Source organism: Tepidibacillus decaturensis, from assembly GCF_001561915.1.
GTDB lineage: Bacteria > Bacillota > Bacilli > Tepidibacillales > Tepidibacillaceae > Tepidibacillus_B > Tepidibacillus_B infernus.
In genome coordinates this window covers 1236102-1258428 of record NZ_LSKU01000001.1, presented here as the reverse complement: position 1 = coordinate 1258428, position 22327 = coordinate 1236102, and the positions used below count along the sequence as shown (strand labels likewise).

Annotated in this window: 27 protein-coding genes, 1 tRNA gene and 1 pseudogene; 28 read left to right on the top strand and 1 reads right to left on the bottom strand. The window is 34.3% G+C overall.

The window, feature by feature from the left end; all coding sequences use genetic code 11:
* The first annotated feature begins 156 nt into the window (after positions 1-156).
* From spoIVA to U473_RS05960, 25 genes and pseudogenes are all read left to right on the top strand, one after another.
* Positions 157-1635 (top strand): stage IV sporulation protein A, encoded by a 1479-nt coding sequence (gene spoIVA, locus U473_RS06075; protein WP_068724397.1) that lies wholly within the window; start codon positions 157-159, stop codon positions 1633-1635.
* A gap of 211 nt (positions 1636-1846) precedes the next feature.
* Complete coding sequence (locus tag U473_RS06070) at positions 1847-2119, top strand: HU family DNA-binding protein (protein ID WP_068724395.1); 273 nt, start codon at positions 1847-1849, stop codon at positions 2117-2119.
* 116 nt (positions 2120-2235) lie between these two features.
* A complete protein-coding gene (folE, locus tag U473_RS06065; RefSeq protein WP_068724393.1) occupies positions 2236-2799 on the top strand; it encodes a GTP cyclohydrolase I FolE in 564 nt (187 codons plus the stop codon).
* An 82-nt stretch (positions 2800-2881) separates the two neighbouring features.
* Positions 2882-2958: transfer RNA gene (locus U473_RS06060), tRNA-Pro, on the top strand.
* A 95-nt stretch (positions 2959-3053) separates the two neighbouring features.
* Positions 3054-3275 carry a trp RNA-binding attenuation protein MtrB gene (mtrB, locus tag U473_RS06055; protein ID WP_068724391.1) on the top strand — a complete coding sequence of 74 codons (222 nt, stop codon included), beginning with the start codon at positions 3054-3056 and terminating at the stop codon, positions 3273-3275.
* Between the two features lie 72 nt (positions 3276-3347).
* Positions 3348-3863, top strand: coding sequence for a hypothetical protein (locus tag U473_RS06050; RefSeq protein WP_068724388.1), 516 nt, complete (start codon positions 3348-3350; stop codon positions 3861-3863).
* Between the two features lie 100 nt (positions 3864-3963).
* The gene (locus U473_RS06045; protein ID WP_068724386.1) at positions 3964-4767 is read left to right on the top strand and encodes a heptaprenyl diphosphate synthase component 1; all 804 of its coding nucleotides are present in this window, start codon (positions 3964-3966) and stop codon (positions 4765-4767) included.
* Positions 4768-4798: 31 nt separating this feature from the next.
* Complete coding sequence (locus U473_RS06040; protein WP_321164150.1) at positions 4799-5533, top strand: demethylmenaquinone methyltransferase; 735 nt, start codon at positions 4799-4801, stop codon at positions 5531-5533.
* Between the two features lie 70 nt (positions 5534-5603).
* On the top strand, positions 5604-6569 hold the full coding sequence (gene hepT, locus U473_RS06035; protein ID WP_068724384.1) for a heptaprenyl diphosphate synthase component II: 966 nt from the start codon (positions 5604-5606) through the stop codon (positions 6567-6569).
* A gap of 133 nt (positions 6570-6702) precedes the next feature.
* A complete protein-coding gene (ndk, locus tag U473_RS06030; RefSeq protein ID WP_068724382.1) occupies positions 6703-7146 on the top strand; it encodes a nucleoside-diphosphate kinase in 444 nt (147 codons plus the stop codon).
* 160 nt (positions 7147-7306) lie between these two features.
* On the top strand, positions 7307-8089 hold the full coding sequence (locus U473_RS06025) for a CheR family methyltransferase (RefSeq protein WP_068724381.1): 783 nt from the start codon (positions 7307-7309) through the stop codon (positions 8087-8089).
* A gap of 49 nt (positions 8090-8138) precedes the next feature.
* Entirely contained in the window at positions 8139-8444 is a 306-nt protein-coding gene (locus U473_RS06020) for a hypothetical protein (RefSeq protein ID WP_068724379.1), read from the top strand.
* 68 nt (positions 8445-8512) lie between these two features.
* Positions 8513-8656, top strand: a complete 144-nt coding sequence (locus U473_RS14745; RefSeq protein ID WP_161937293.1) for a hypothetical protein — start codon at positions 8513-8515, stop codon at positions 8654-8656.
* A 149-nt stretch (positions 8657-8805) separates the two neighbouring features.
* Positions 8806-9978: a chorismate synthase gene (gene aroC, locus U473_RS06015; RefSeq protein ID WP_068724376.1), complete on the top strand. Its 1173-nt coding sequence runs from the start codon at positions 8806-8808 to the stop codon at positions 9976-9978.
* 1 nt (position 9979) lies between these two features.
* Complete coding sequence (gene aroB, locus U473_RS06010; protein WP_068724374.1) at positions 9980-11062, top strand: 3-dehydroquinate synthase; 1083 nt, start codon at positions 9980-9982, stop codon at positions 11060-11062.
* Between the two features lie 78 nt (positions 11063-11140).
* Positions 11141-12220 (top strand): histidinol-phosphate transaminase, encoded by a 1080-nt coding sequence (hisC, locus tag U473_RS06005; RefSeq protein WP_068724372.1) that lies wholly within the window; start codon positions 11141-11143, stop codon positions 12218-12220.
* Between the two features lie 28 nt (positions 12221-12248).
* Complete coding sequence (aroA, locus tag U473_RS06000; protein ID WP_068724370.1) at positions 12249-13541, top strand: 3-phosphoshikimate 1-carboxyvinyltransferase; 1293 nt, start codon at positions 12249-12251, stop codon at positions 13539-13541.
* A gap of 105 nt (positions 13542-13646) precedes the next feature.
* Positions 13647-14231, top strand: coding sequence for an RNA polymerase sigma factor (locus tag U473_RS05995; RefSeq protein ID WP_068724368.1), 585 nt, complete (start codon positions 13647-13649; stop codon positions 14229-14231).
* A 9-nt stretch (positions 14232-14240) separates the two neighbouring features.
* Positions 14241-14708, top strand: coding sequence for a hypothetical protein (locus U473_RS05990; RefSeq protein WP_068724365.1), 468 nt, complete (start codon positions 14241-14243; stop codon positions 14706-14708).
* 70 nt (positions 14709-14778) lie between these two features.
* Positions 14779-16056: a tetratricopeptide repeat protein gene (locus U473_RS05985; RefSeq protein ID WP_068724363.1), complete on the top strand. Its 1278-nt coding sequence runs from the start codon at positions 14779-14781 to the stop codon at positions 16054-16056.
* Between the two features lie 89 nt (positions 16057-16145).
* On the top strand, positions 16146-17258 hold the full coding sequence (locus U473_RS05980; RefSeq protein ID WP_068724361.1) for a hypothetical protein: 1113 nt from the start codon (positions 16146-16148) through the stop codon (positions 17256-17258).
* 108 nt (positions 17259-17366) lie between these two features.
* Positions 17367-17638 (top strand): annotated as a pseudogene (locus U473_RS15190) (YpiB family protein); the annotation flags it as partial.
* Between the two features lie 81 nt (positions 17639-17719).
* Positions 17720-17914: an IDEAL domain-containing protein gene (locus U473_RS15185; protein WP_068724355.1), complete on the top strand. Its 195-nt coding sequence runs from the start codon at positions 17720-17722 to the stop codon at positions 17912-17914.
* A 116-nt stretch (positions 17915-18030) separates the two neighbouring features.
* Positions 18031-18648: a DUF1405 domain-containing protein gene (locus U473_RS05965; RefSeq protein ID WP_068724353.1), complete on the top strand. Its 618-nt coding sequence runs from the start codon at positions 18031-18033 to the stop codon at positions 18646-18648.
* A 42-nt stretch (positions 18649-18690) separates the two neighbouring features.
* Positions 18691-19479 (top strand): sporulation protein YpjB, encoded by a 789-nt coding sequence (locus U473_RS05960; RefSeq protein ID WP_068724351.1) that lies wholly within the window; start codon positions 18691-18693, stop codon positions 19477-19479.
* Positions 19480-19553: 74 nt separating this feature from the next.
* Here U473_RS05960 and U473_RS05955 read toward each other — a convergent pair whose 3' ends face one another.
* On the bottom strand, positions 19554-20354 hold the full coding sequence (locus U473_RS05955; RefSeq protein WP_068724349.1) for a YitT family protein: 801 nt from the start codon (positions 20352-20354) through the stop codon (positions 19554-19556).
* 266 nt (positions 20355-20620) lie between these two features.
* Here U473_RS05955 and U473_RS05950 point away from each other — a divergent pair, with 266 nt between their 5' ends.
* From U473_RS05950 to mgsA, 3 genes are read left to right on the top strand one after another with little or no spacing between them, the layout of a single operon-like run.
* On the top strand, positions 20621-21127 hold the full coding sequence (locus U473_RS05950) for a tetratricopeptide repeat protein (protein ID WP_068724346.1): 507 nt from the start codon (positions 20621-20623) through the stop codon (positions 21125-21127).
* Entirely contained in the window at positions 21128-21883 is a 756-nt protein-coding gene (dapB, locus tag U473_RS05945; protein ID WP_068724344.1) for a 4-hydroxy-tetrahydrodipicolinate reductase, read from the top strand.
* 31 nt (positions 21884-21914) lie between these two features.
* The gene (gene mgsA, locus U473_RS05940) at positions 21915-22325 is read left to right on the top strand and encodes a methylglyoxal synthase (RefSeq protein ID WP_068724341.1); all 411 of its coding nucleotides are present in this window, start codon (positions 21915-21917) and stop codon (positions 22323-22325) included.
* The last annotated feature ends 2 nt before the right edge of the window (positions 22326-22327 follow it).

Below are 22327 nucleotides of genomic sequence, written 5' to 3'. Positions count from 1 at the left end.
AAGTTTTTATTTTACGTCATATTGGCAAAAAAGTCTCATATATTTATACTGTCCAATTTTATGGTACGAGTCGATTTATGACTGTATGGGGAGGGATGGTTAATATCATAAGGGATATGGAGATACAAGTGTTGATTTTAATCGAGGAGGGATACTGTGGAAAAGTTTGATATCTTTAAAGATATTGCAGAACGGACAGGTGGAGACATATACATAGGTGTTGTTGGGGCCGTCCGAACAGGAAAGTCAACATTTATTAAGAAATTCATGGAATCATTAGTTATTCCTAATATTCAAAATGAAAACGACAAACTAAGAGCAACGGATGAATTACCACAAAGTGCTGCAGGACGTACAATCATGACAACTGAACCAAAATTTGTACCAAACCAAGCGGTTGAAGTCCATGTGGATGAAGGATTAGACATCAACATTCGCCTAGTCGATTGTGTTGGTTATACTGTTGAAGGAGCAAAGGGATATGAGGACGAAAATGGTCCAAGAATGGTAAATACACCATGGTTCGAAGACCCAGTTCCTTTCCAAGAAGCAGCTGAAATTGGAACAAGAAAAGTAATCCAAGATCACTCCACATTGGGTGTAGTGATGACGACCGATGGTTCGATTACAGAAATTCCAAGGGAATCCTATGTATCCGCTGAGGAAAGAGTAGTTGAAGAATTAAAAGAGGTAGGCAAACCCTTTGTCATGGTGATCAATACCACTGAACCATATTCGGAACGGGTAGATTCCCTAAGAAGTGAATTAGCAGAAAAATATGATATTCCTGTTCTTGCAATGAGTGTAGCCAATATGCAAGAGGAAGATATTGTTGGTGTATTACGTGAAGTCTTATTCGAATTCCCAGTGCATGAGGTCAATGTAAATCTACCTAGCTGGGTCATGGTTTTAAATAAAGAACATTGGCTCAGAAAGAACTTTGAAGAGTCTGTTCAAGAAACGGTCAAAGATATTCGTAGATTACGTGATGTGCGCGTTGTCGTAGATCAATTTAAAAACTATGAATTTATTGCTGATGCTATATTAGCTGACATGAATATGGGCCAAGGGGTAGCAGAAATTGATTTATTTGCTCCAGATGAGCTTTATGATCAAATTTTAATGGAGATCGTTGGAGTAGAAATTAAAGGAAAAGATCATTTACTCCAACTTATGGTTGAATTTACCCATGCGAAAAAAGAATATGACAAAGTGGCAGAAGCTTTAACCATGGTGCAACAAACAGGTTATGGTATCGCTAATCCTGTTATAGAAGATATGACTTTGGACGAACCAGAATTGATCAGACAGGGTTCAAGGTTTGGTGTGCGCTTAAAAGCAACTGCACCATCTATTCATATGATTAAAGTAGATGTTGAGTCCGAGTTTGCACCGATTATCGGAACAGAAAAACAAAGTGAAGAATTATTACGGTATTTAATGCAGGATTTTGAAGATGACCCATTAAAAATGTGGGAGTCCGATATCTTTGGTAGATCATTAGCAAGTATTGTTCGTGACGGGATCCAAGCGAAACTCTCCATGATGCCAGATAATGCGAGGTATAAATTAAAAGAAACATTAGAGAGAATTATAAATGAAGGGTCAGGAGGACTCATTGCTATTATTTTATAGCAAATAAATGGAATATAATACCAAAAAGCACTCATAGTAGTGCTTTTTTTATGTCTTTCTAAAGAAAATCCTTGAAATTACAGCGTTTGTATATTACTATATGCTTGTCTATAAAAATTTTGGAAAATCCTTGTTGAAACATGTATAAATTTCTAAGAAACGGTAACACAAGGATATAACAAGATTTTTACCTTGGGAGGAGGTGAATACATTGAATAAAACGGAATTAATCGCAAAAGTTGCTGAAATGACAGAGTTAACGAAAAAGGATGCTACCAAAGCTGTAGACGCTGTATTTGCTTCTATTTCTGATGCTCTTGCTACAAACGACAAAGTTCAAATCATTGGTTTTGGTAATTTTGAAGTTCGTGAGCGTGCTGCTCGTAAAGGGCGCAACCCACAAACTGGGGAAGAAATTGAAATTGCCGCTAGCAAGGTACCTGCTTTCAAACCAGGTAAAGCATTGAAGGATGCACTTAAGTAATAATGTGTTACATACAGTAAAGAAGAGTTACACTTGTGTAACTCTTCTTTTTTGCTTTTAATATTTATTTATGCTAACATTAATTTTGCTTTTGGAGTTAGAAGGAGGCAAGATAAATGGGCGTTAATCATAAACAAATAGAAGAAGCGGTTAAAGTTATTTTAAAGTCCATTGGTGAAGACCCTGAAAGAGAAGGGTTATTAGAAACACCAGCAAGAGTGGCACGTATGTACGAGGAGATTTTCGTTGGTTTAGAACAGGATCCAAAAGATTATTTTGATGTGATTTTTAGTGAAAAACACGAGGAAGTTGTACTAGTCAAAGATATCCCTTTTTATTCTACTTGTGAACATCATTTAGTTCCTTTTTTTGGTATTGCGCATGTAGCATATATACCAAGAGATGGAAGAGTGACTGGCTTAAGTAAATTGGCTAGAGCTGTTGAAGCTGTTGCCAAAAGACCTCAGTTACAAGAAAGAATGACTGATACGATTGCGGATGCGATCATGGAAAAATTAGAACCTTTTGGAGTTTTAGTCATGATAGAAGCAGAACATATGTGTATGACGATGCGAGGAGTAAAAAAGCCTGGCTCTAAAACCGTCACAATTACTGCTAGAGGAATTTATAAAGAAGATCCGCAATTACGAAATGAAATTCTACAATTAATTCGTTCATAATGACTTGAAGGAACTGATGGATAAAAATTGGGCTTGAAAAATATAATTAATTAGATATAATAAAATATGTTGCTATTTTAGTCGGGACGTGGCGCAGCTCGGTAGCGCGCACCCTTGGGGTGGGTGAGGTCGCAGGTTCAAATCCTGTCGTTCCGACCATTCTTTCCATATACATAACCACTTCTTCAATGGGAACATTGAATGGAGTGGTTTTACATTAAATATACATAGTCTGGATAAAAGTGGGGATCAAAATGAATAATCAAGACAATTCCTTTTTTGTGATTAAAGCGAAGGAAAATGGAGTGAATGTGATCGGGCTTACTCGCGGGCAAGATACCAAATTTCACCATCTTGAGAAATTAGATCGAGGAGAAGTCATGATCGCACAATTTACTGAACATACTTCTGCGGTCAAAGTGCGAGGTAAAGCAGAAATCTTTACCCCTTATGGCATCATTTCAACTGAGGATTAAAAAAATGATTTTTTCGAACAAGCTGGAATAGCCGGCTTGTTTTTTTGTACAATGTATTGGAGGTGTATTTCAATGCATGCATATAAACATGTTTCCAAAGGAATGGTGGCAGCTTTAACATTATCTGTGATCATTGCATTTATGATTTCTTTAATCCCCAATGCCAAAATAGCTCAAATCAATTATGATTTACCAGTCTTTAAAATACAAAAAAACATGGTGCTTTCAAATGATAATCTTGTTGATTTTATTAGCTCAATTCCCCTTCACTTACCGATCAAAAAAGTAATCTGGGACCATAATACATTGTCCGTCGATCTTACATTAACTTCTGATGAAGTACTTGATACGGAAGTTGTTTATCTAGATTTATTTACATTGATTCAAAAAGGATTTGTTGAAAAAAATAATGTTAATGAAATATTCATACGAGTGTTTCTAAAGGACTCAGAAAAAATATTTGTTGCAACTTCAGCAAAAAAAGAAGATATTATGAATAATCGAACAATGAAATTAGGATCATCAATGTCGAATAAAGATTTCTTAGACCAATATTTTGGTTTGAATTATGGAAATGCGATCAGATAGAGAAAAAGTGGTATTGATAATTCCTGTTACCTATCAGATAATTATGTTATACTTGTGTTCGGAAGTGAATTTATGTAGTTTAAAATCTGGGGGATATCAAATGACAATGACGCATAGTACTTTCCGTAGAGAAATAGAAGAAATTGTGGCTGAGATCAATCAACTTTCTCAAAATTTGTTTATTGAAAAATATGTAACATTACCTAAAATCTCCATTTTTCGTCTTGAATTACTAAATTTATTTTTCTATTTTGCCTCTGTTCCTCAATATAAACGGAGATCTTATTGTGTAACAACAGGGCTAGTCCAATTGGGACTTGATATACATGAAACAATCACGAATCAAAAGGAATATAATGACAAAGAAGTCAGAAGAAGACAACTTTCTATCTTGGCAGGCGATTACTACAGTAGCCAATATTATTCCTTACTTTCTAAAAATAATTTAATAGACGGGGTAAAAAAATTAGCAAAAGGAATTCGAAATATCAATATTGCAAAAATGAAATTATATACGCAAAATAATGGGGAAGGTTTCCAATCAATGACCCAACTAGTAGAATTGATAAAAGTAAAAGAGAGTGATCTATACATTCAATTTGTAGACGAACTAAATTCTTCAGAGCATAAGATTTTATGGAAACGACTCATTGAAGATTTTGTGTTACTCTTTTCCCTAATCGATTTTCCCCACCTATTTGTGAATCATTTTGCAAATAAACCATTTTTTCAAAAGCATTTAATCCCAGAAAAAATAGAAGAAATGTTACAAGGACTATATAGAAACATTGAAGAAAGGATTCAAAGTATAGAGAATGGAATGGTAAAAGGAGAGTTACTATTGCTTCTTGACCAATTCTCTCATCTACTTCAACAGCCGATAAATATGGTTGAAAGAAGTTAGAAACTTCTAAGAAAATGGAGGGGGACTTTAAGTGGAAAAACAGGTTCTTATACGAGGAAAAAAGAAAGAGGAATTTGTTCATTCCGTCTTTGAAAATATTGCAAGTAAATATGACTTAATGAATAATTTGCTTAGTTTCCGTCGGCATAAAGCATGGCGGAATTTCACCATGAAGAAGATGAAAGTCCAACAAGGTGATAAAGCGCTAGACGTAGCTTGCGGTACAGCTGATTGGACAATTGCATTAGCAAAGGCTTCAAAAACTGGGAGAATCGTTGGTCTTGATTTCAGTAAAAATATGTTAAAAATTGGAAAAAAGAAAGTCCAGGAACAAGGTTTGGACAAGCAGATTGAATTAATTAATGGGAATGCAATGAAATTACCTTTTCCTGATGATACATTTGACCATGCAACCATTGGTTTTGCCTTAAGAAATGTTCCAGACATTGAAACCGTTTTATCTGAAATGCTTAGAGTAATTAAGCCAGGAGGTAAAGTAGTTTCTCTTGAATTATCTAAACCAAACTGGCCAATATTTCGTAAAATTTACTTTTTTTACTTTTATAAAATACTCCCATGGTTAGGTAAATTATTTGCAAATCGATATGAACAATATGCATGGTTACCTGAATCATTAACCAATTTTCCTGATCAACAAGAGCTTGCTGCTATTTTTGAAAAAGTAGGGATGGAAAAGGTCGAAGTCTATCCACTTACAGGCGGAATTGCTGCTCTTCATATTGGGCATAAAAAAGAAAATAGATAGAAAAGAATAGATAGAAAAAAACAGAAAAGAAAGTTACCTTTCTTTATCATTAAAAAACAAGGTGAAATGGATGAAGCTTGTAGATATTTACTACAGAATGAAAAAAGATATAAATGAAATAGAAAAAGAATTATCTCGTGCGATTACAACAGATCAAGGAATATTAAATCAATCTGCTAATCATTTATTAAAAGCTGGAGGAAAGAGAATTCGTCCTGTTTTTGTGTTGTTATCTGGCCATTTTGGGGAATATGATTTTGATAAGCTGAAAAAAGTGGCTGCTGCTCTTGAATTAATACATATGGCCACCCTTGTTCACGATGATGTGATTGACGATGCAGATAAAAGGCGTGGTAAATTAACCGTAAAAGCGCAATGGGATAATAAAATTGCGATGTATACTGGTGATTATATTTTTGCCGAAGCTTTAATGTTAATTACTGAATTTGAAAACCCTGAGATTCACCAAACTCTTTCAAATGCAATTGTTCGTATGTGTGAAGGAGAAATTGAACAAATTAAAGATTTTAATAACTGGAACCAATCATTAAAACAATATTTAAGAAGGATAAAACGCAAAACTGCGCTTCTTATTGCGATTTCCTGTAAATTAGGGGGTCTAGCCAGTAATGCAGATCTCAAAACGGTAAGAAGGCTATATCAATATGGTTATAATGTAGGGATGGCTTTTCAAATTGTAGATGATATTTTAGATTTTACAGGAACAACAGAACAACTTGGAAAACCTGCTGGAAGTGACCTTCGTCAAGGTAATATTACAATACCTGCATTGTATGCATTGCATTACTCCAACGATAAGGAAAAACTACAACGGATGGTAAAGAGTGATCACCTTCAAGAACAGATGGATGAAATGGTAGACATTGTTCGCAAGTCTGAAGGAATTGACTATTCAAAAGAGTTAGCACAAACATATATTCAAAAAGCCAAAAAAGCTTTAATGGAACTACCTAATATTAAAGAAAGAAAAACCTTATTAGAAATTAGTGATTTTATCGCAGATCGCACTTATTAGTCTTTCAAACCAAAGTTATATCGACTTTGGTTTTTTTATTATTTGATGCATGAATTTTTCTCATAGTTGAAATAGTATGAAAAATTTGTTAAAATTTCGTTGGCATCTTACTACATTTTATGGGGGTATCAATATGGAAAGAACTTTTCTAATGGTTAAACCAGATGGTGTGCAAAGATCTTTAATTGGTAAAATCGTAGCAAAATTTGAGGAGAAAGGATTTCAGCTTATAGGTGCTAAATTGATGATGATCGATTCAGAACTAGCAGAAAAACACTATCAAGAGCATAAAGAAAAGCCTTTCTTTCCCGAATTAGTTGATTTTATAACATCTGGTCCAGTTTTTGCAATGGTTTGGGAAGGGAAAAATGTCGTACAAGTAGCGAGAAATATGATGGGGAAGACAAACCCTGCAGAAGCTGCTTCTGGAACGATTAGAGGCGATTATGGAGTTAATGTTAGTATGAATGTCATTCATGGTTCTGACTCTCTAGAAAGCGCTCAACGTGAAATTCAATTATTTTTCAATGAGGAAGAACTACTTACATATAATAAGGATATCAATCGCTGGATATAGAGTTAAAAACCCAGCATTTGGACAATTTTTTTACTTGAAAGACTACTGTTGTAAAGTCAGTAGTCTTTTATGTTTTTATACTTGATGGAGGATTTTATCTATTTAATGGAGAATATCATTAAACAGAGATTAGATTATTGAACATTCGAGGAGAAGTAGAATGACAGCGTTAGATCAAGATTATTATCAATTTATACAAAAAATAAAGAAAAAAACGGGTATTGATTTATCTTTATATAAAGAAGCACAAATGAAAAGAAGGCTTAATTCTTTAAGAATGAAGCGAGGATACGCTAATTTTGTAGACTATTTTCATGCACTTGAGAAAGATCAACAACTTTTTGCTGAAATGTTAGATCGAATGACGATCAATGTAACCGAATTTTTTCGTAACTATAGCAGATGGAAGGTACTTACAGACAAAGTGATCCACCAATTGCCAGATCAAAGAAAAATAAAATGTTGGAGTGCAGCCTGTTCTACCGGGGAAGAACCGTATACACTGATGATGATTCTCGCGAATCATTTTCCTCATCTTCAAGTAGAACTATTGGCGACTGATTTGGATGAAGGTGCTTTAAAAAAAGCAGCAGAAGCGATTTATACGGAAAGGTCTATACAGGAAGTGCCTAAAGAGATGCTAAACAAATATTTTGTAAAACAAAATCAAGTATTGCACGTGATACCAGAAATAAAAAATAAAATAAAATTTCGCAAGCATAACCTATTATCAGATCCTTTTGACAAGAACTTTGATCTGATTATCTGTAGAAATGTGATGATCTATTTTACTGAAGAAGCGAAAAATCACCTGTACCAAAAGTTTAGTCAAGCTTTAAAACCAGGAGGAGTTCTCTTTGTTGGAAGTACTGAACAAATCTTCAATCCAGCACAATACCAATTAGAAACGATAGATACATTTTTCTATAGAAAGATAAGGTAAACTTTGTTACACTAATAGAAGATTGAAACTGAATTAGGGAGAATCAAAGATGCTGTATTTTATTATAACGATTGGATTAAGTTATCTATTCTATAGACAAGGAATTCGTTATCTATTTAAGAGTAGATTGTTATCTGACAATAGATCAGAGCATTTCGCTTATATTTTTCTGATGCTTAGTGGTGTTGCTTTAGGTGAGTATTTGTCATTGACTGTGATTGAAAGCTTCTTTAACTACTTAACAACTTGGGAAATGATAGTCATCACCACTTTTGTTTCTATTTCTTCTGGCGAATATGTGTATTATCGAAATAATAAGTTAGTGCAAAGAGTAGTCATGAATGAAAAAAAGTAATGTGTATAGAAAATGGTTGATTATCCTATACTGATACTAAGTAGAATTTTGTTGGAGGGTATCAGAAGATGGATAAGGATACAATTATAGAAGCTTATTATCGAGGTTTATTATCAAAGGACGAATGTACAAAAATTTTAGGGATCGATCCAACTATTTTAGAAAAAAGTACAAATCAACTAGAATACGACGCTATGAGATATATTCATTAAAGCTGACGAATCTGGATTAGTGCACCTAATCCAGATTTTTTTTGTTTTACTGTTTTAAAATATCAATGAGATATGATATATTTTAAAGAAAACTTAAGCTGGATTGAAAAAAGAAGGTAGATTATTTTCTTGAACAGGGGGAAGATGTAATGAGATTTTTAACTGCTGGTGAGTCTCATGGACCTCAGTTAACTGCAATTATCGAAGGAGTACCTAGTGGTTTCTCTATTTCGATAGAGGAAATCAATGATATTCTAAAGAAAAGACAAGGAGGATATGGTCGGGGCAGAAGAATGGAAATAGAAAATGATCAAGTCCAAATCAAAAGTGGGATTCGATTTGGGAAAACAACTGGTGCCCCAATCACTTTAGTCATAGAAAATAAAGATTATTCTCATTGGAAGAAAATCATGAGTGTTGATCAAGTGGATGATGAATCAGCGAGAAGAGTTTCTAAGCCTAGACCTGGACATGCCGATTTAAACGGTGGTTTAAAATATAACCATAGAGATTTAAGAAATATATTAGAAAGATCAAGCGCAAGGGAAACAGCGATTAGAGTGGCAGTAGGAGCATTAGTGAAACAATTACTTAAACCGTATGGTATTATTCTTATGAGTCATGTTGTTAATATTGGTGGTATTCAATCTAAAACATTTATTCAACTATCAGTAGATCGTTCGTTAGAACAACTTCAGAAACAGATCGAACAATCGGAAGTAAGATGCGCAGAAGAAATAGAAAGTAATTTAATGATAAAGAAAATAGATGAAGCAAAAGAGATAGGGGACTCAATCGGGGGTATTGTAGAAGTCGTTGCTTTAGGACTACCGATTGGATTAGGAAGTCATGTTCATTGGGATCTGAAGCTTGATGGTAAGATAGCTCAATCCATTTTAAGTATTCAAGCGTTTAAAGGTGTAGAAATAGGAATGGGTTTTAAAGTAGCAAATCTACCTGGTTCTATGGTTCATGATGAAATTTTATGGTCAGAAGAGAAGGGTTTTTATCGTTCAACGAATCGGGCTGGAGGGATTGAAGGTGGTATGACTACGGGTGAACCTTTAATTGTAAGAGGCGTTATGAAGCCAATTCCTACGTTATATAAGCCATTACAAAGTGTTGATATCGACACAAAAGAAGCCTTCGCAGCAAGCATAGAGCGCTCAGATGCTTGTGCCGTTCCTGCAGCTAGTATTGTTGCCGAGCATGTGATCGCTTGGGAATTGGCAAATGCCTTTTTTGAAAAATTTTCAGGAGATTCTTATGAAGAAATTACGCATCAATACCAAATTTACAAAGAACAGATAAGGAAGTATTGATATGAAGACGATTAGAATCGAAACAACTAACCATGCTTATCCAGTCCTCATTGGTTCGAAAATCATAAACCAGTTGCCTAAATTACTAATACAAACTGGAATCAGTCAAAAAACGAAAATATTAATTATTTCTGATGAAAATGTTGCCCCTCTTTATTTGCAAGTTGTGGTTGACCAATTAAACAAATTTGATGCCATCTCTTATGTGGTTCCTGCAGGGGATGTTTCAAAGGCCATCGGAGAAGTTGAAAAGATCATCACTTATGCTATACAACATGGGTTAGATCGTTCTTCTGTCATTTTGGCTTTAGGCGGAGGAGTCATTGGTGATTTAGCTGGATTTGTTGCCTCTATTTACATGCGAGGAATTCGTTATGTTCAATGTCCAACTACCATACTGGCACACGACAGTAGTGTTGGTGGCAAAGTAGGTATAAATCATGCTTTAGGAAAAAATTTAATCGGTTCTTTCTATCAACCACAATTCGTTTTATATGATACTTCTTTTTTGACTACCTTACCAACGAGAGAAGTCCGCTCTGGTTTAGTGGAAGTATTGAAGCATGGATTGATTGCAGATCGGCAATTTGTGGATTGGTTGGAGAAAAACGCAGATTCTCTCCTACATCTTGATCAAGAGGCAGTAAGCTATGCTCTTAAACAAGGAATTAAAATTAAAGCTGATATTGTAATGGAAGATGAAAAAGAACAAGGGATTAGAGCAATCTTAAATTTTGGCCATACATTAGGACATGTGATAGAAACACTTTCAAATTATCAATATCTGCATGGGGAAGCAGTAGCAATTGGGATGTTTTTTGCGGCCAAATTAGCTGCAAAACTTGGATGGTTAAGTAAAGAAGAAGAGGCATTTTATCAACATCTTCTTCAAAAATTTAAATGTAAAACTTCTATTCCAAAAGAATATGATACAAACCAAATGATGAATATTATGTTGAGAGACAAAAAATTTAAAAATGGCCAAATTCGAATGGTATTGCCTATTGCCATCGGCCAGGTAAAAATTGAACAAAATATTGATCCAAAGTTTATATTTGAGACATTAAATGAATTAAAAAGATAGAAGAAAAGGAAGATCAATTATTTATAGATTTTAATATAGTAAAGTGATAAAATTAAACATTGAAATGAGGTGAAAGAAATGATTTTAAATCCTGAATTAAAGGAGATCCCGATCTACCAACCTGGTAAACCGATCGAAGACGTACAAGAAGAATTAGGTCTTACAAATGTTATGAAATTAGCATCAAATGAAAATCCTTTTGGTGCCTCAAAACGGATTCGAGAACGGATCTTGAAAGAACTAGAGATGATCACGATTTATCCTGATGGTGCAGGTAGAAATTTAAAAGAACGAATTGCTGATTTATATCATATTGCTCCAGAACAGATTATTTTAGGAAATGGCTCTGATGAAATCATACAATATCTTTCAAGGGCTTATCTTAATTCAAATACTGAGGTGATCATGGCTACCCCTACATTTCCTATGTACAAAACGAATGCTTTAATGGAAGGGGCAAAAGTGATCGAAATCCCTTTAGTAGAAGGAAAACATGATTTAGAGAAAATGGCTGAGGTAATCTCCGAAAAGACAGCTTTAATTTGGATCTGTAACCCAAATAATCCTACGGGAACGATCATATCAGAGCAAGAACTTATTTCTTTTCTCGACTTTGTACCAAAAGATAAATTAGTCATCCTAGATGAAGCATATGCTGAATATGTAACTGATCAAACATACCCTGATTCTTTACAACTTCTATCTAAATACCCAAATTTGATGATATTACGTACCTTTTCCAAAATATATGGTTTGGCTTCACTTCGGATTGGTTATGGTATTTCAAATCTAAAAGTGATTCAAGATCTATTAAGAATTAAGGAACCTTTTAATGCCAATCGTTTTGCTCAAGTAAGTGCTGAAGAGGCCATTTTGGATCAGGAATTTATTCAATATTGCAAAGAACAGAACGAGAAAAATAAACAATATTTTTTAGATGAACTTCAACAACTTGGTTTTTCTTATTTTCCATCAGAAACCAATTTTGTTCTTGTAAATGTGAACACAGATGATCAGCTAGTTTTTCAGAAACTTTTAGAAGAAGGAATTATCATTAGGGCTGGGTCCAAACTTGGCTTTCCAGGTTGGATACGTGTGACCATTGGCACAAAAGAACAAATGGAAAAAGTAGTGGATACTTTAAAACAATTTGCTTAATAAAATATTTGTATAGGCAGGGGAGTTTATGAATCAGATTATTCATCCCATTACATCGATTAAAGGGTCTATTGAGGTACCTGGAGATAAGTCGATTTCTCATCGAGCTGTGATGCTTGGTGCCCTTTCCCTTGGGAATACCCATATTCATGGTTTTTTAAATGGAGAAGATTGTTTAAGCACAATAAGGGTATTTCGACAATTAGGTGTGGAAATTGATAGAGTTGCTGAGACTTCATATATTATTAAGGGAAAGGGTCTTAATCAATTACAAGAACCAAAATATGTTCTTGATGTAGGAAATTCTGGGACAACAATACGCTTAACTGCTGGTATCTTAGCTGGGCAACCCTTTCATAGTGTACTTATTGGAGATGACTCTATCTTAAAACGTCCGATGAAACGGATCAAGGAACCCCTTTCTTTAATGGGAGCCAAAATAGATGGTCGGGAAGAGGGGAAATATGCACCCCTATCTATTAGAGGCGGTAAATTAAAAGGAATCGCCTACCATTCACCAGTAGCCAGCGCTCAAGTAAAATCAGCAATTCTATTTGCTGGATTATTTGCAGATCAGAAAACAACAGTGATCGAGCCATTTCAATCTAGAGATCACAGTGAAAATATGTTGCTTCAGTTTGGAGCAAAATTAGAAAAAACAAACCAAGAAGTGACCATTTGGCCAAGTCCAAGATTAGAAGGCCAAGAAGTAAATATACCCGGTGATTTTTCTTCTGCAGCTTTTTTTATAGCTGCCGCTCTTTTAGTTCCAAATAGTTTATTAAGAATAAAGAATATCGGATTAAACCCGACAAGAATTGGTTTTCTACAAGCAATGCAACAAATGAATGGCCAAATAGAAATATTAAATTTACACTATGAAGGAAATGAATCTGTAGGTGATATTCTTGTTAAATCTAGTAATCTACAGGGAATAACCATCTCGGGGGATTGGATTCCAAAAATTATTGATGAATTACCTTTATTTGCGGTTGTTGCAACACAAGCAGAAGGGATAACAAAAGTAACGAATGCAGAAGAGTTAAGGGTTAAAGAAAGTGATCGAATTTCCACCATTGTCAATGAATTGCGCCAAGTAGGTGTCAAAGTAGAAGAGTTAACAGATGGGTTTGTTATCGAGGGTAAGCAAAGGATACAAGGGGGTCAGGTATCTACCCATGGTGATCATCGGATCGGAATGGCAATGGCTATAGCTGGGTTGATTGCAAAGGAGCCTATTATTATTCAGCAGGCAGAAGCCGTTAATATTTCTTATCCCCAGTTTTTTGAACATTTGCGCCAAATATCAACAATTAAGTGAATATATGAAGAAATCTATTGACGAATCAATTTATTTAAAGCTATTCTAAAAATAAGAGATAAACATATAGTATGAGAGTGGAAACTTTAAAGGGGGATTCTTGGGATGACAGATTCTCAGGTAATCCGGGAGATAAAAGATGGTCAAATTGAGCTGTATTCCATCTTGATTCAAAGATATGAAAAGAAAATACAAGCTTTTATCCTGCAATTACTTCGAACGTATCGAATGGAGGCCTATGCAGAGGATATATGCCAAGAAACCTTCTACAAAGCATTTAAGAGTTTAGATACATTTAGAGATGAAGAGGCAACTTTTTCTACTTGGTTATATACGATTGCTAGAAATACCACATTAAGTGAAATTAGAAAATCTAAACATTCAGAGTTGTTTTTGGATGAAACAGTACAAACTTTTCAAGTTTCACTTAATTTATTACCAGAACAAGAGTTATTAAGGAATGAAAGCGTACAAAAAGTAAGAGAAGCGATCAACTGTTTACCTGAAAAGCAAAGATCAGCTCTCATTCTAAGAGAATATGAGCAAATGGATTATAAAGAAATTGCTCATATTTTAAATTCGACTGTAAGCTCGGTAAAATCATTATTATTTAGAGCAAGGGGAAGTATTAAATCCCAATTAGAGACTTACGTACATAATGAACATCAATGGTCTGATATGAAGGGATGAAAAGATAACATGGATAGGATCCAACCAATTGAAAAAAGTGATCTATCAAGGAAAGTGATGGAAAGGATTATCAATGAAAATAGATGGGCTGTCCCGGTTCATGAGCAGCCTATTACCAATCATAAGAGCACGATAAACATTGGTTCTTTGATTGCTATTGTTTTCCTTATTGGGGTTGTTCTTAGTTTTCTATTTTTAAAACCTAGCCCTAATACGTATACCCCATCTGCACCGAATGATTCATTTATATCGATTATAAAATCAACCGACTTCGCTAAATCCTTTACTAACCTAGGTTTTTCTGAAATCCAAGAAGGAATGGTAGCAAGTATAGGTGAACCAAAGCTTTATCATCCACATGAAAATGATCAAACAAAATTGCAACTTTTTCTTGTAATCATTATTTTGGGTTTATCGATGATCACTTTATTGATGAATTGGATCTCAAATGAAGAAAAGAACTCTAACCACACTTGAAGAAGTGTGGTTTTTTATATATGATGAGTGTAACAATCCAATATTAAGCAATATTAAGGAGTGCAATTTTATGCCGCAGTCTTTTTCCGAGCGCATTGCAGATATGGTTCAGCAATTTAAAAGTGGAAATATTGAAGAAGGATTAACTCTTTTAAAAAGTATTGATGTACATAAGCTAAATTCAGAAGAAAAAATAGATATCATAAAGATTCATTTATTTTTAGGGCATGTTGAGGATGCCAAGGATATGCTTCAACAGATTAAAGATCAGATTCAGCCAATTGAATTAAATAGATTACAAGCTGAAATCTTTTATAAAGAAGGGGATTATGACCAGGCACTAGAATTAATGCATCAAATTATTAGTCTTGATCCCACAGATGATGATTATGTTTTTTTATCCCAACTTTATTTTGATGAAGGGTTACCAGAAGTGGCTTATCGATATATTAACAAAGCAATTGAAGAAAATAAGGAGATTCCCTTTTATTATTATCAGAAAGGGTTATACGCTTTTGAATTAGGTGATTTTGAGTCTGCAATTGAAGGCTTTAGACAGGCAACTGAACTAGATGGAGAAGAACCTTTATATTTTTTAGCATTAGGTGAAGCTGAATATAGTATTGGACATTTTGATGAAGCATTACACCACTACGAAGAGGTTCTTAAAAGGTATCCTGATCAAGAGGAGGCTTTATACCTAAAAGGAATGTTACTTGTTCAGATCGGTCAAATTTCTGAAGGGATTAAAGCTTTAAAAAGGGTCGCAGAATTACAACCAGAAAATTTAGAGGTTTTGACCTCTTTGGCTGATGCCTATGAAAGGGAACATGAACATGAACAGGCACTTCAGAAATTAGAGAAGATATTAAGTATCGATGAATACTTTTTACCTGCTTTAAAAAGAATAGGGAAAATTTATTTACACCAGGAAGAATGGGAAAAAGCAAAAGAAATTCTATATAAAGCGTTGGAAATTGATCCGGATGATCTAAATTTACATTTGATGTATGCCAAAATAATTAAAGCATATGGAGATGTTAAAGAGGCAATCCAGCAATATGAAATGATATATCATGAATTTTCAGATGAAGAAATTTGTCATGATTTAGGTGATTTGTATTTTAAAAATGGTGAGATAGAAAAAGCGATTGAGTGTTATGAAAAACAGATCGAAATAGAGCCTGACCCAAAAATATTGACACAATTAGCTGCTTGTTATGCAGAAACAAAGCAGTATAATAAGGCATTATCAATGATGGAACAATCTTTAGCAATAGATCCTACACAGGTACAACTGAACATGATTAAGGAACAACTCTTACAATTATTAAAAGACCAAGAGTAGATTTTGGTCTTTTTTTTGATATTAAATGGAATATTTATTGTTAAATCATGGCAATAATAGTAAAAATACAGGCCATGGAGATGATCACATTGAATCTTAATGAAATGTTAATCTATGCAGATATACAGCATATCAATAAAATTGTTGACCATTATCAATGTCAATGTGACCGCCATTCGAAAACAGAGATGATTCAATCCATTATTTATACTCTTTTTCAAAATAACACATTGGAGGAAATGATCGATCAACTAACTGATATAGAACGCACTTTTGTTCAATTATTATATTTAGACTCACGAACCAAGTACACAATTGAAGATTTATTAGCAAAAGGAAAACAAGCAATTGAACTTCAACAATCAAATGAAAAACCAAGAGAAATTGTATTAACAGCATTGAAAAAAGGTTGGATCTTTCAAGGAGTAGGGAAGAAACATTTACTGATCTATTTAGTACCCGAAGACCTAAAAAAGAAAATATTACAATCACTTATTCGAAAATTACAAAAACAAGTGCTTGTGAAAGAGGAAATCCCCTTTTACCGTGATGAGATAGATCTTTTATTTTCTGATTTACTCACCTTTCTAAATACAATACGCAAAGAGGATATCTATCTAACAAATGAAGGGAACATCTACAAAAGACAGCAATATGCCATTTTTCAGTCCTTTATCATACCTGAGGAGCCTTTAAAACGACAAGCATTTCGTTTTGGATATGGTAGAAGGTATGATGAATATCCAGACCGTTTCTCGTTGCTGTATGATTATGCATATTATCAAAAATGGATTGATGAAGGAGAAAAAGGTTTTTTAGGCTTAACCACATTAGGAATCCAATGGGTTGAACGATCACATCAACGAATGAAGGAAAGCAAGAAACTATATCAATTTTGGGTTCGTTTATATAAACATCCCATTCCCTTTTTGCCTTTGATCGTTCGTTTTATCGATCTGATGTCATATCAACAATGGGTACGTTTAGATCATTTACAAGAGTTAACTCTCTTTTGGTTGAAAGACCATTATTATGAAAAAAAAGAACAGATTTTTCAAGAACGAATCATCAAAATGATGCTACATCTTGGTCTCATTCAATTAGGAAATGATGATGGGATTCCATTTTTACGTGTTACGGAAGAAGGACATCACTGGATTAATGACTTTGAGAGTTTTGAGGCAAAGGAGATCGTATATTAAGTTCCAAAACTTTTCTGACACTTTTTTAAAAAAAGGAAAGGAAATCTTGCTATTTTTCGAATATAATATAAAAACACAAACATATTTATATGATAGGAGGTAGGCACTATGATGATCACAGTGAATGACAAAAAAGATTTTATTAAATGGTTTTTAAGTTCGTACACATTAGCAAAAAAAGAAGCAGCTTGGCTACTTACTTATATCGCTTCAAATGATAAAATATTAGAAAAAGTACATTTCGTTGAAGACATTCATGACCTACCCAAATCTTTATTTATTTCATCTGAGTGTGTTACATTAACACCTTTTAAGTTTTACAAAAAAATCGTGTCACTCCTGATGTAGAGGCAGCATTCTTAGATATTCGTTCTAATCCAGAGGAAGAAATATATATCGGTTTATTTTTTAAAGACCGGGAAAACTCCCCGGAATATGCCGCGGTATTGGAGGGAAATCCGATGGAAAGACAAAACCTTGTGAAGGATTCTTTGCTGGATCTTATGGCGGAGATGGTCTTGGATAAGGCGGTTCGTCAGTTTAATAAGGAGCAATTATACGCGGCAATCGATGTGGCTTTAATCAAAGGTGATAAAGAAACCTTTATAGAACTAACCAATCAACTTAAACAATTATTAAATGAAGAAGAAAAATAAATTTTCTAAACCTGGGTATCCTTTATACTCAGGTTTTTTCTGTTTGCTTCAATATTATGGGTTTTGTGTTAAAATAGAGTGGATATTTTTTCTACTTAGTTGAGAGGAGTAATACGATGCAGTACATATGGAATTCGATTCAATCCTATTTAGAAAAACGATGGTTTCTAATCTCATTAATTGTGATTAATTTTTTAGGTTCGATTTATGGATTTTATTGGTACAAAAATCAACTTATGGCCTCCCCAAAAAAATGGATCATTTTTGTACCTGATAGCCCAACATCTAGTACTTTTTTTACTTTGTTTCTTATCCTTTTCCTTTTTAAAAAGAAAGCCCCTCTAATCGAAGCAATTGCAGCACTAACTTCCTTCAAATATGGAATATGGGCGGTAGCGATGATTATTTGGGGTGCATTAGCAAAAGATCACTCATTAATTCATCTTATTACAATCCAATCGATTACATGGATTGATGTGATGTTAATAATTTCCCATTTAGGAATGGCATTTGAAGCAATTTTATATGTCAAGAAGTATTCCTTTGGCATAACCGAACTTCTTATCTCAGGGGTATGGATTATCATCAATGATTTTGTTGATTATACTCAGGATGTACATCCATGGTTACCGGAAAGCATTAGTCAAATCGATCATGTTGTAGGGAAATATACACTTGCTCTAAGTCTATTTACTTTTTTATTATTTTTCACTTTAAGGAGAAACAAAGCATAAAGTCGTACAACCCCTAATAGTATAGGATAAGGGGTGAATCGGATGTTTAATAAAAATTATGTTGTCATGGTTATAGCGATAATCTTCTTTTTCTTTCAATTATATATACCATTCGTTCATGCTTCAGAGACAGAAGAGAGCAAATTACAAGAATTGCAAAGATTATCGCAAATATTCTATGAAAAAGTAAAGATAAAAGAGTACGCAGCTGCAAAAGGGGAACTTGTAAAGTTGTCACTCTTATTTCCTACCATCTCCTATAAGGGGTTAACCACTACAGAAGGAATTGAAGCAATATCAGCAGTCATTATCCACTCAAAAAAAGAGCTTGCAGCTATTTCACCAAATGAAAAATCTATTCTCTATTCAGCGACACAATTGTATCTAGCGATAGATGCTCTTACTCACCCGTTACAACCTTATTGGCATCGTTACTATCCGGTAATTAATAAAGATTTAAATACAATCGAGCAAAAAATAAAAACTAAAGATGCAAAACAAATAGAAGTAGCCTATACTCATTTTCAAAATGACTATCTCTTAATTAGGCCAGCTATTATCGTAGTAAAGCCTCCGTATGTTGTTGAAAGAACTGATTCATTGATTAAGGCACTGGTTAGCCAACAAGTAGATCAAAATAAGGAAATCCTTCTCAATCAATTACGAACAAATATAAATCAATTATTTTATGGTGATGGAAAAGAAACATGGGTTAACTATATAGGGGAAAATACGATTTGGAAAACATCTGTTGGAATGGGTATTACAATCTTTATAGCCTTAAGCTATGTAATCTGGCGTAAGTTTAAAGGAGTTCGTTATTCAACTTAAAAATAAACTTATTTAAATTACATTAGTATTTCAGGAAATCAGGTGGGGGAGTTACTCCACCTGATTTTGCTATTTTATTTTTTTTCAAATCCTTCACCTAACACATCATGAACGTCATTGACAACCACAAAAGCTTTTGGGTCGATGGAATGAATTAAATATTTTAATCGTGTTAATTCATTTCTACTAATCACACAGTAGAGAACCTCTTTATCACTTCCAGTGTATCCACCTTTTCCTTTCAAAATGGTTGCACCTCGGTCCATTTCCTTTATGATTTTTGTTGAGATTTCTGGTACATGATCCGAAATAATTGTGGCAGCTTTTGCTGCATAAGCTCCTTCTTGTACAAAATCGATAATTCTAGCCCCAACAAAAACAGCAACTAATGTATACATTGCTTTTTCCCTTCCAATATAAAAATAGGAAGCAGCGATGACAAAGGCATCAAAAATAAACATCGTACGACCCATGCCCCAACCAAAGTACTTATGAGCTAATCTAGCAATAATATCTGCACCTCCAGTTGTCCCGCCATAACGGAAAATAATGCCTAAACCAACTCCTACGGACACACCTGCATATAGGGAGGCAAGAAGTAGATCAAGAACAGGTTCTCGAAAATCCTCTGTTAACCATAGGAATAAAGAGACTAAAACAGTGGCAATGATGGTGTAAATCATTGAATTGCGGCCAAGCTTCATCCAACCAATAATGAATAAAGGAATGTTTAAGATAAGGATTACAACACTTGGAGACCAACCAAAGATGTAGTTCAGTAATAAAGAAATCCCAGTAAAGCCACCCTCCGACAAACGATTAGCAATTGTAAAATAATTAAGACCAAAGGCAAAAATGAAGGCTCCGATTGCAATAAAAAAAGATTCTTAAGATGATAGCTCAAATTTTTAAAACTCAAGTTCATAGGACAACTCCTCATGTCAAAATCATTCTCATTATACAAATAATCTCTCGTCAAATGCAAGAATTTCCCATATCTATTGATTTATAAGAAAAAATTGGGTACGATAACGTTATTAAAAATATTGATGAAATGGACACTAGAATACACCGAACTAGTGCTTCAGTCATATATTATCTTATACAAAGGGCTACAGCTAGCAAAAAGGTGTGAAGGCAAATGAGTTCAGGAAGAAAATATCTTTTAGAAGCCTATCATGCCATATTCCAAAATGATTTTCAAAAAGCGATTGATGCTTTTAATAAAGCCATTCGGTGTGAACCAACAAATGCTTCATATTATTACAAATTATCTATCACTTACTCTAGAAATGGGGATATGAAAGAAGCAATAGAAGCAGCCAAAAAAGCTTGCGAACTCCAGTATAACCTAACCTATAGGTACCATCTTCAAATCTTACAGGCCAAAAATCTAGTCATGGTTGCAGCAGATTTGATGAAAAAAGGGATACTTACAGAAGAAATTGAAAATATATTGATTCAAGCTAAAACACTGGATCCTTTAAATATTGAGGCTTACCTTATCTTAGGTATTTATTATGGTGAAAAACAACGACTACCGCAAGCTATAAAGGAATTTAATATGGTATTTGGATTAGATCCATTTCATCAACAAGCAAAAGAACTACGTGAATATTATTCTAAATTGTACAAAGAGGGTGATTGAATGAGCAAAATGAAAGTAATGGTCGCTGGAGCGAATGGCAAGATGGGTCAAGAGGTAGTCAAGATGGTATTAAATGATGAGGAATTAGAATATGTTGGCGGAGTCGATCCAACTGAATCTGATTGTTATCGAACGCTTGAAGAGGGAATCATTGCTGGAAGGCCAGATGTCTATGTTGATTTTACAACGCCACATGTTGTTAAAAAAAATATAGAAATCGCATTGCAAATGGGGGTTAGCCCAGTCGTTGGAACCACTGGGCTTTCTCAAGAGGAAATTTCAACTTTGGACAAGCTAGCGAAAGAGCTTGACATTGGTGGTTTAATTGCCCCAAATTTTGCAATAGGTGCCGTTTTGATGATGAGATTTTCAGAAATCGCAGCAAAATACATGCCCCATGTTGAAATCATTGAAATGCACCATAATCAAAAACTTGATGCACCATCGGGTACGGCAATAAAAACAGCTGAACTGATTAGCAAAAGTAGAAAGAAAATTTACCAAGGTCACCCTGATGAAAAAGAGGTTTTAAAAGGTGCACGAGGTGGGGAATATTCAGGTTTTCGCATTCACAGTGTAAGACTTCCTGGTCTGGTTGCTCATCAAGAAGTGATTTTTGGTGACTTAGGTCAGACTTTAACCATTCGTCATGATTCTATTCATCGAGAGTCTTTTATGCCTGGAGTGAATTTAGCCATTAAAAAAGTAAAAAGTTTACGCGGCATAGTTTATGGATTAGAACATTTATTAGATTAGTCAAGAAATCAAAAGAATAGAGGAGAAAAAAATGAAAATTGCTTTAGTAGCACATGACCGTAAAAAAGATGAATTGGTAAATTTCATGATTGCCTATGAAATTATTTTTTCAAAACATCAGTTATATGCGACAGGGACTTCAGGAAAGAGAATTATGGAACAAACCAATTTGCAAATTCATCGTTTTCAATCTGGTCCCTTGGGAGGAGATCAGCAAATCGGTGCAATGGTAGCGGAAAATGAGTTGGATCTTATTATTTTCTTTAGAGATCCGCTTACAGCTCAACCCCATGAGCCTGATATTATTGCACTATTACGCTTATGTGATGTTTATGGTATACCTGTTGCCACAAATGTTGCGACTGCTGAAATCCTCGTTAAAGCGATGGAAAAAGGAGATTTTGCCTGGAGAGAGGTTGTACACAAGTATAAAGGAGAATAAAT

Coding starts and splice junctions, on each gene's coding strand:
- folE (WP_068724393.1), top strand. CDS start 2,236: ATGGGCGTTAATCATAAACAAATAGAAGAAGCGGTTAAAGTTATTTTA.
- mtrB (WP_068724391.1), top strand. CDS start 3,054: ATGAATAATCAAGACAATTCCTTTTTTGTGATTAAAGCGAAGGAAAAT.
- U473_RS06050 (WP_068724388.1), top strand. CDS start 3,348: ATGCATGCATATAAACATGTTTCCAAAGGAATGGTGGCAGCTTTAACA.
- U473_RS06045 (WP_068724386.1), top strand. CDS start 3,964: ATGACAATGACGCATAGTACTTTCCGTAGAGAAATAGAAGAAATTGTG.
- hepT (WP_068724384.1), top strand. CDS start 5,604: ATGAAGCTTGTAGATATTTACTACAGAATGAAAAAAGATATAAATGAA.
- ndk (WP_068724382.1), top strand. CDS start 6,703: ATGGAAAGAACTTTTCTAATGGTTAAACCAGATGGTGTGCAAAGATCT.
- U473_RS06025 (WP_068724381.1), top strand. CDS start 7,307: ATGACAGCGTTAGATCAAGATTATTATCAATTTATACAAAAAATAAAG.
- U473_RS06020 (WP_068724379.1), top strand. CDS start 8,139: ATGCTGTATTTTATTATAACGATTGGATTAAGTTATCTATTCTATAGA.
- U473_RS14745 (WP_161937293.1), top strand. CDS start 8,513: ATGGATAAGGATACAATTATAGAAGCTTATTATCGAGGTTTATTATCA.
- aroC (WP_068724376.1), top strand. CDS start 8,806: ATGAGATTTTTAACTGCTGGTGAGTCTCATGGACCTCAGTTAACTGCA.
- aroB (WP_068724374.1), top strand. CDS start 9,980: ATGAAGACGATTAGAATCGAAACAACTAACCATGCTTATCCAGTCCTC.
- hisC (WP_068724372.1), top strand. CDS start 11,141: ATGATTTTAAATCCTGAATTAAAGGAGATCCCGATCTACCAACCTGGT.
- aroA (WP_068724370.1), top strand. CDS start 12,249: ATGAATCAGATTATTCATCCCATTACATCGATTAAAGGGTCTATTGAG.
- U473_RS05995 (WP_068724368.1), top strand. CDS start 13,647: ATGACAGATTCTCAGGTAATCCGGGAGATAAAAGATGGTCAAATTGAG.
- U473_RS05990 (WP_068724365.1), top strand. CDS start 14,241: ATGGATAGGATCCAACCAATTGAAAAAAGTGATCTATCAAGGAAAGTG.
- U473_RS05985 (WP_068724363.1), top strand. CDS start 14,779: ATGCCGCAGTCTTTTTCCGAGCGCATTGCAGATATGGTTCAGCAATTT.
- U473_RS15185 (WP_068724355.1), top strand. CDS start 17,720: ATGGAAAGACAAAACCTTGTGAAGGATTCTTTGCTGGATCTTATGGCG.
- U473_RS05965 (WP_068724353.1), top strand. CDS start 18,031: ATGCAGTACATATGGAATTCGATTCAATCCTATTTAGAAAAACGATGG.
- U473_RS05960 (WP_068724351.1), top strand. CDS start 18,691: ATGTTTAATAAAAATTATGTTGTCATGGTTATAGCGATAATCTTCTTT.
- U473_RS05950 (WP_068724346.1), top strand. CDS start 20,621: ATGAGTTCAGGAAGAAAATATCTTTTAGAAGCCTATCATGCCATATTC.
- dapB (WP_068724344.1), top strand. CDS start 21,128: ATGAGCAAAATGAAAGTAATGGTCGCTGGAGCGAATGGCAAGATGGGT.
- mgsA (WP_068724341.1), top strand. CDS start 21,915: ATGAAAATTGCTTTAGTAGCACATGACCGTAAAAAAGATGAATTGGTA.